Below are 253 nucleotides of genomic sequence, written 5' to 3' on the forward strand. Positions count from 1 at the left end.
CCCTTGATCTTCGCGAACTCCGCGAGCAGCAGCGGCACCGTGAGCTTCTTCTTCTGCTCGGCGTCGNCCTNGNNNCNGATGCGGCCCTCGTGCATCATGATGAGGCGGTTGCCCAGCTTGAGCGCCTGCTCCATGTTGTGCGTCACCATGAGCGTGGTCAGTCCCCCCGAGGAGACGATCCGCTCGGTGAGATCGGTCACGAGAGCTGCGCGCTGCGGATCGAGCGCGGCCGTGTGCTCGTCGAGCAGCAGGA

1 pseudogene is annotated in these 253 nt (G+C 65.6%); it reads right to left on the reverse strand.

Going from position 1 to position 253, the window contains the following annotated elements:
- A pseudogene (locus tag CH42_RS15820) lies at positions 1-253 on the reverse strand (ABC transporter ATP-binding protein); the annotation flags it as partial.

Origin of the sequence: Leucobacter musarum subsp. musarum (assembly GCF_001273845.1) — a bacterium.
Taxonomy (GTDB): domain Bacteria; phylum Actinomycetota; class Actinomycetes; order Actinomycetales; family Microbacteriaceae; genus Leucobacter; species Leucobacter musarum.